The organism is Kitasatospora sp. NPDC057518 (assembly GCF_042802075.1).
In the GTDB taxonomy this organism is placed as follows: Bacteria; Actinomycetota; Actinomycetes; order Streptomycetales; family Streptomycetaceae; genus Kitasatospora.
On the sequence record NZ_JBHVEU010000065.1, the window covers coordinates 20,009 to 27,224 of the forward strand.

The following is a 7,216-nucleotide window of genomic DNA, read 5'->3' on the forward strand; positions in this document are numbered from 1 at the left end:
GGCGGGTAGGGATCGCTGCCATGGCCGAGGACGACACCGAGCACCCCCCGACCGCCACTCCCCCGACGAACGGCGCGGCCCAGGACGGCCCGCCGACGGACACCCCTCCGGGCGGGAGCGGACGCCCGCGCAGGCGCCGGCGGTGGCTGATGATCACCGCCGGCGCCGTCGCGTTCCTGCTGGTCGCCACCGGGGTGCTGCTCTGGATCGCCTACCGCACGCTGGACGGCAACATCCGCGCGGACTCGGCCACCGACCGGCTGCTCGCCAGGCTGGAGGCCGAGCGGCCGAGCCGCACCGCCGGGGCGCGGGGCGCCGAGAACCTCCTGCTGATCGGCAGTGACGACCGCTCCGGCGCGAACGGCTCGTACGGCGGCGAGCCGGGCAGCCAGCGCTCGGACACCACGATCCTGCTGCACCTGGCCGCCGACCGCAGGCACGCGACGGCGGTCTCCGTGCCGCGGGACGTCATGGTCACCGTCCCCGCCTGCGAGAAGCCGGACGGCACCCGCAGCAGGCCCGCGCTGATGCAGTTCAACTGGGCCTTCGAGACGGGCGGTCCGGCCTGCTCGATCCGGGCCGTCGAGCAGTTGAGCGGCATCCGGATCGACCACTACGTGATCCTCGACTTCAGCGGCTTCAAGACGATGGTGGACGCGATCGGCGGGGTCGAGGTGTGCGTGCCGCAGCCGATCCACGACAAGGACGCCAAGCTCGACCTGGCCGCCGGCCGGCGGACCCTGCACGGCGAGCAGGCCCTCGGCTACGTCCGGGCCCGGGAGAGCCTGGGCGACGGCAGCGACACCCAGCGCATGGGCCGTCAGCAGCAGTTCCTGGCCGCGCTGATCCGCAAGGTGCAGTCGCAGGGCGTGCTGCTGAACCCGGCGAAGCTGTGGCCGGTGCTGGACGCCGCGACCTCCTCGGTCCGGGCGGACGGCGCGCTGTCCTCGCTCGGCGCGCTGTACGACCTCACCCAGGACCTGCGCGGCATCCCCTCGGCGGACGTGGTCTTCCTGACCGCGCCGCGCCGCCCGTACCGCTACGACTCGGACCGGGACGAGTTCGTGCAGCCGCAGACCGGCCAGCTGTTCGCGGCGCTGCGGGACGACCGGCCGGTCGCCGTCCGGGCGCCCGGGTCCGCGCCGTCCCCGGGGCCGGTCCCGGGGGCGGGCCGCTCGCCGGCGGCGGGGCCGGGGGCGGGCGCCGGGAGCCAGCCGACGGCCGAGGTGGCGGCGCTGGCGAACGCGTCACCCTCGGCGGGCGCCGCGCCCACCTTCGAGGGACGCACCGCCGACGTGGACGCCTGCGCCCAGCACTGAGCCGGACGCCCCGGCCGCCCCGGGCCGGCCGCACCGACCGATCCGGACGCTTCCGCAATTGGTCGGCCACGTACGGTATTTACCTCCGCATTGCCGGAACATGGCGGAGATCACACCGGGAACGACTCCCGCGTTCGGCTCGTCTACTGTGTCCGGATCGGCCCGTCCGTACGGGCGGTCCACAGCCGTGACCGGTCGAAGGTAGGGAACCCCCGTGCACGAGGAGCAACCGGAAGCCGGACGGTACCGGGTGGACCCGGCCCCCGGCGTCCCCCGGCAGCGCCGCGGGGCCGCCGCACCGACCGCCGAGGAGCCCGCCGCACCGGCCCCGGAGGGCCGCCGGGACACCCGTCGGCGGGCCGCCGCGCTCGCCAGGCGCAGCCGGCGCCGACGGGCCCTCAAGTGGACGGCCGGAGCGGGCGCCCTGGTGATGGTCGCGGGCTGCGGCGGGGCGTACTACCTGTACCGGCACTTCAACGACAACCTGACCTCGGTCAAGGTCCAGCTGGGCGACGAGTCCGAGCGCCCGCCGGCCGCCGGGGACGCGCTGAACGTCCTGGTGATCGGCACGGACAGCCGAGAGGGCCTCGGCCGGGAGTACGGCGACGAGGGCAGCACCGGGCACGCCGACACCACCCTGCTGTTCCACATCGCCAAGGACCGCACCAACGCGACGGTGATCAGCCTCCCGCGCGACCTGATGCTGCCGATCCCGGAGTGCCAGAGCACCCAGGGCAAGAAGATCCCCGGCTCGGCGCGGGAGGAGTTCAACAACAGCCTCGGCCAGGCCGGGCGCGACGCGGGCTGCACCTGGAAGACCGTCGAGAAGAACACCGGGATCCGGGTCGACCACTTCGTGCAGGTCAACTTCGAGGCGGTGAAGAGCCTGTCCACCGCCGTCGGCGGGGTCGAGGTCTGCGCGGCCAAGGACATCAACGACTCCGGCTCCCACCTCAAGATGACCAAGGGCCGGCACGTGGTCCAGGGCGAGGAGGCGCTGGCCTTCGTCCGCACCCGGCACGCGGTCGGCCAGGGCGGCGACCTCACCCGGATCCCGCTCCAGCAGCAGTTCATCAGCTCGATGATCCGCAAGATCAAGAGCGACGACACCCTGACCAGCCCGACCAAGCTCTACAAGCTCGCGGACGCCGCCACCAAGGCGCTCACCGTGGACTCCGGCATCGGCAGCGTGGACAAGCTCAAGGACCTCGCGCTGGACATCAGCAGGGTCGACACCAAGAACATCACCTTCACCACCGCGCCCGTCCTGGACGACCCCAAGGACGAGAACCGGGTGATCCTCAAGCAGCCGGACGCCGGGCAGCTGTTCGCGATGGTCGCGGCCGACCGCTCGCTGACCGAGACCGCCGCCCCGCCCGCCCCCGAGGCACCGGCCGCCGACGCCTCGGCGGCCCCGGCGGCCCCGGCGGCCCCGGCGGCCCCGGCGGCCCCGGCCCCCGCCACGCCGGCCGCCACCCTCCCGGCGATCCACCTCAAGACCGCCCAGCTGACGGTCCGCAACGGCAGCGGCAAGCGCGGACAGTCCGGGCCGACCGTGGAGAAGCTCCGGGCGAAGGGCTTCGACCGGGCCGCGGTGGGCAGCGACGCACCGCCCGCCGACACCACCACGGTGTCCTACCCGAGCGGCATGGAGGCCGAGGCCGGCGCCCTGGCCGCCGCCCTCGGCCTGCCCGGCGACGCCGTCCGGCCGGCCGAGAAGTCCGACCCGAAGAACGGGCTGCTGCTGGTGCTCGGCAAGGACGTGCTGACCGCCCCCGCCACCCCGGCGGTGCCCACCGAGGCGCCCGAGGACCTCCAGCGGGTGCAGGCGGACGACACCGACGTCTGCGCCAAGTAGCTACAGCGGTACGAGGGTTCCGCCCTGCTCGCGGTAGCGCTCGGCGGTCCGGGGGCACTGCCAGCCGCCGTCCCCGGCGGGCCGCAGCGGCTCGCCGGCCCGGCCCACCCAGCCGATCCGGCGGGCCGGGACACCGGCGACCAGGGCGAAGTCCGGGACGTCCCGGTGCACCACGGCGCCGGCCGCGACCAGGGCCCAGCGGCCGACCGTCACCCCGGCGACCAGCACCGCCCGGCCGCCGATCGAGCAGCCGTGACGGAGCGTCACCCCTTCGGCACACCAGTCGAGTTGGCCCTTGGGGCGGCCGTCGGGGGTGACCGCGCGCGGGTACCGGTCGTTGGTGAGGACGGCGGCCGGGCCGATGAACACCCCGTCCTCGACCACCGCCGGCTCGTACACCAGCGCGTGGTTCTGCACCTTGACCCGGTCCCCGATCCGGACGCCGGGGCCGACGTACGCGCCGCGGCCGATCACGCAGTCCGCGCCGACCACCGCGTCCTCGCGGACCTGGGCGAGGTGCCAGACCGTCGTCCCGGCGCCGATCGCGGCCCGTCCGTCGACGTCCGCGCTCGGCTCGATCCGGGCCGCGCCCGACCCGCCCTCAACTGTCGCCATGCGCACCGACGATAGCGGTGCCGGGAAGGGTGCCGGACGGGTTCCGAACGGGTTCCGGGCGGTGCCGCCGAGGAGGCGTCGAGAAGGCGCCGGGGCGGCTGCCGAAACGAATCGGCGGATCCGCGGATCAGCCGGTCTTCGAGAGCACGTCCTTGGCGGCCGGGCCGACGCTGGCGATCACTCTCCGGGCCAGCGAGCGCGGTGAGGTCAGGAAGCCGAAGCCCCAGCTGAGGTGCATGGTCGCGAAGGCCACCGGCAGCAGCGCCTTGGCCTTGAACGACAGGCCGCGCCCCTCGACCGCCGCACCGCCCAGGATGCCCAGCAGGTACGCGCCGGGCACCGCGAGGAAGGCCGGGTGGACGGCGGCGCCGAGCCCCAGCCCGAGCAGGACCGCCGCCAGCGCGGCCGGCGGGGCGAGGTAGCGCAGGTTGACCGAGCCCCGGTGGTAGCGGGTGACCACCCGGCGCCAGCGGCCGTAGTCCTTGTACTGCTTGGCCAGCGCCCGCACCGAGGGGCGGGGCCGGTACGTCACCTTGAGCTGCGGGGTGAACCAGACCAGGCCGCCGTCCTGGCGGATCCGGTAGTTCAGCTCCCAGTCCTGGGCGCGGATGAACTCCTCGTTGTAGCCGCCGAGCTTCTCCAGCACCTCGCGCCGGAACACCCCGAGGTAGACGGTGTCCGCCGGGCCGGCCAGGCCGCCGGTGTGGAAGGCCGCGTTCCCGACGCCGATCTTGGAGGTCATCGCGGCGGCGACCGCGTTCTCCCACTCGGTCTCGCCCTCGGCGTGCATGATGCCGCCGACGTTGGCCGCGTCCATCTCGCCGAGCAGCCGGACCGCCGTGGTGATGTAGCCGGGGGTGAGCAGGCCGTGGCCGTCCACGCGCACGACTATCGGATGCCGGGAGCCCCGGATCGCGGCGTTCAGCCCGGCCGGCGTCCGGCCGGTGGGGTTCGCCACCGTCCGCACCCGCGGGTCCTCGGCCACCAGCTCGGCCGCGATCTCCGCGGTGCGGTCGGTGGAGGGGCCGAGGGCGATCACCACCTCCATCGGCCCGGGGTACTCCTGGTCCAGGATGCGCCGGACCGCCGTGCGCAGGTGACGTTCCTCGTTGAGCACCGGCATGATCACGGAAACAGCCGGCAGCTCCTCAGCAGCCTTGGTGTTCATCGGGGCCAACCGTACCGGTGCGGACGTGTCCTCGTCTTGTCCCGGTCCGGGCTGCCGGGGACGCCTCGCGGTGCCGCGCCGGTGCTGTGATCAAGAACACCGTACTCCCCCTTACGCGCAGGCCGGAAGCGGTGTGGATCCGGTGGCGGTCCGGGGTGGGTTCAGAGTGCGTAGTGGGCGACGGTGAACACCGCGTAGCCGGTCAGCGCGAGCCGGTTCACCAGGTGCTGGGGGCCGCCCAGCCGGTCCGGCAGGGCCTGTGCCGGGCGCAGGTCGGGGCGGTGGGCGGCGGTGGCGACGGTCCGGGCCACCGCGCCCGGGTCGTACCGGCCGCCGAAGAGGGCGGCCAGCCAGACCGCCGGGCGGCTGAAGAAGGAGAACTCCCGCCCGCCGTGCAGCCGGATGGTGAGCAGGTTCCGGTGCGCCGCCGCCGCCGAGATCTCCGCCCACCGGTAGCAACGGGTGCGCAGCGCGGTGGCCACCCGCAGGCCGTTGCGGTCGGCGACCAGCTGCCAGGACAGCGTCTGGGCGCAGGCCAGGATCGCCAGCGAGCCGATCCACAGCGGGCGCAGCAGCCCCTCCCACCAGCCGTCGTCGTCGAGCAGCACCACGGCGGCGGCGACCACCAGGGCCGCCACCGGTCCGGCGGCCGCGCGCAGCGGCAGCGGCATCTCCCAGCGGCGGGCGGCCAGCGGCTCGGCGTCCGGACCGGCCGCCGGGGCGGCGGCGACGGTCTCGGCGGTCAGCGCGGCGACGGCCAGGTCGCGCTCGCGGTAGCGCCCGGAGCGCCGGCCGACGCGCGGGGGCCGGGCGGCGGGGGCGACCACGGCCGCCACCCAGTGCGGGTCGCCGTCCAGCAGGCCGGGGCGGACCAGGAGCTGGTGGTCGGGCCCGTCCGGGCCGCCGTACAGCACGGCGGGCACGCTGCGGCCGGCCCGGGCCAGCCACTCGGCGGCCTCGGCCGGGGTCGCCCGGTCGAACAGCTCCCAGTGCTCCTCCTCGTCCTCGTCGTGGTCGAGCACCGGGTCGGGGTAGTCGGCGTCCTCGTCCTCGGTCTCCAGGTGTTCGGGCACCCAGGCCGGGGCCGCGCCGTCCGGGGCGGCGTTCCGGGCCCAGCGGTAGCGGTCGCGCTCGACCAGCCGCCAGAGCCCGGGGCCGTCCGGCGGGCCGTCCAGCGGCAGCACCAGCAGGTCGCCGCGGGCGTCGGCGCGCACCCGGACGGCGAGCGCGGGGCCGGCGCCGGCGAAGGCGGGCCTGCCCCGGCGGGCGCTCGCGACGGCGGCCGAGCCGAGCAGCACCAGGCCGGGCAGGGCGATCAGGCCGCCGGCGGCCAGCTGGCCGGAGACGTCGTAGTCGTCGCCCAGGGCGCGCACCGAGTCGCCGTCCACCAGCAGCGGGACGGGCTCGCCGGGCTGGGGCCGGCGCTGCCACCAGACGTCCAGGGCGGCGGTGCGCTCGGGGCCGCCGCCGGGCGGCTGGAAGCGGACGGTCAGCGCGCCGTCCCGGTCGCTCCCGTCCGCGGTGCCGGTCACCCGGGTGGCCCGCTCGGCGGCGCCGTCCGCCCGGGCCTGCGCCCAGAGGCCGTACACCGGGAAGGCCGCGGCGACCACCAGCAGCAGGACGCCGAGGGCGCGGCGCAGCACGGGCGGGCCGTCCCGGTGGACGGGCGAGGGCCCGCCCGCGGCGCTCCAGGGATAGGGGACGGGCGGGGCCATCAGCTCGTCCAGTTGCTGGCGGGCGCGGCGGCGGCCGGACTCGGCGCCGAGCAGGACGGCGGTGAGCAGCACGTGCAGCAGCACCGCCGACCAGCGGGCGACCGGGGTGACCAGGCCCTCCGGGAGGTACCAGAGCAGCGCCAGGACGACCGGCGGGACGAGCACCCGGACCCGGGCCCTGGTGGCCAGCAGGACGATCTCGGCCAGCACCGACCAGCCGGCCAGCCCCGAGCCCCAGGTGTCCCGGCAGACGTTCTGGACGTTGCACCGGCCGACGTCCGGCTCCACCGCGCCGGCCAGGACCACGAACGCGAGCGGCACCAGCGCGAGCCAGCGGCCGTCCAGTCGCCAGGCGGTCCGGGCGGCGCGCCAGCGGGCGGCGGCCGCGCTGGTGAGGGGCGCTGCGCTGGGCAGGGGCGGGGCGTCCGAGGGGAGCATCGGACGATCATCCCAGCACCCGGGAAACGGACGGTACGCCCGCCGGACCGGCCCGGACCTGCGGGGGCGGGGCACGGCGCAGGGGCCGGGTGCTGTGCGCACC

At 75.8% G+C, this 7,216-nt stretch carries 5 protein-coding genes; 2 read left to right on the top strand and 3 right to left on the bottom strand.

Translation table 11 applies throughout. The annotated features are described in order from the left end of the window. The first annotated feature begins 20 nt into the window (after positions 1 to 20). Both ACFU7Z_RS09645 and ACFU7Z_RS09650 read left to right on the top strand, forming a co-directional pair. Positions 21 to 1,319, top strand: a complete 1,299-nt coding sequence (locus ACFU7Z_RS09645; protein ID WP_380777147.1) for an LCP family protein — start codon at positions 21 to 23, stop codon at positions 1,317 to 1,319. 214 nt (positions 1,320 to 1,533) lie between these two features. Next, entirely contained in the window at positions 1,534 to 3,177 is a 1,644-nt protein-coding gene (locus ACFU7Z_RS09650) for an LCP family protein (protein WP_380777148.1), read from the top strand. Here ACFU7Z_RS09650 and ACFU7Z_RS09655 read toward each other — a convergent pair whose 3' ends face one another. From ACFU7Z_RS09655 to ACFU7Z_RS09665, 3 genes are all read right to left on the bottom strand, one after another. Continuing rightward, positions 3,178 to 3,792, bottom strand: coding sequence for an acyltransferase (locus ACFU7Z_RS09655; protein ID WP_380777149.1), 615 nt, complete (start codon positions 3,790 to 3,792; stop codon positions 3,178 to 3,180). 127 nt (positions 3,793 to 3,919) lie between these two features. Continuing rightward, positions 3,920 to 4,960, bottom strand: a complete 1,041-nt coding sequence (locus ACFU7Z_RS09660) for a glycosyltransferase family 2 protein (RefSeq protein ID WP_049659498.1) — start codon at positions 4,958 to 4,960, stop codon at positions 3,920 to 3,922. A gap of 161 nt (positions 4,961 to 5,121) precedes the next feature. After that, positions 5,122 to 7,113, bottom strand: coding sequence for a hypothetical protein (locus ACFU7Z_RS09665; RefSeq protein ID WP_380777150.1), 1,992 nt, complete (start codon positions 7,111 to 7,113; stop codon positions 5,122 to 5,124). Positions 7,114 to 7,216 lie beyond the last annotated feature (103 nt).

Bases quoted from the DNA above. Each gene is read 5' to 3' on its own strand.
- ACFU7Z_RS09645 (WP_380777147.1), top strand. From the start codon at position 21: ATGGCCGAGGACGACACCGAGCACCCCCCGACCGCCACTCCCCCGACG.
- ACFU7Z_RS09655 (WP_380777149.1), bottom strand. From the start codon at position 3,792: ATGGCGACAGTTGAGGGCGGGTCGGGCGCGGCCCGGATCGAGCCGAGC.
- ACFU7Z_RS09660 (WP_049659498.1), bottom strand. From the start codon at position 4,960: ATGAACACCAAGGCTGCTGAGGAGCTGCCGGCTGTTTCCGTGATCATG.
- ACFU7Z_RS09665 (WP_380777150.1), bottom strand. From the start codon at position 7,113: ATGCTCCCCTCGGACGCCCCGCCCCTGCCCAGCGCAGCGCCCCTCACC.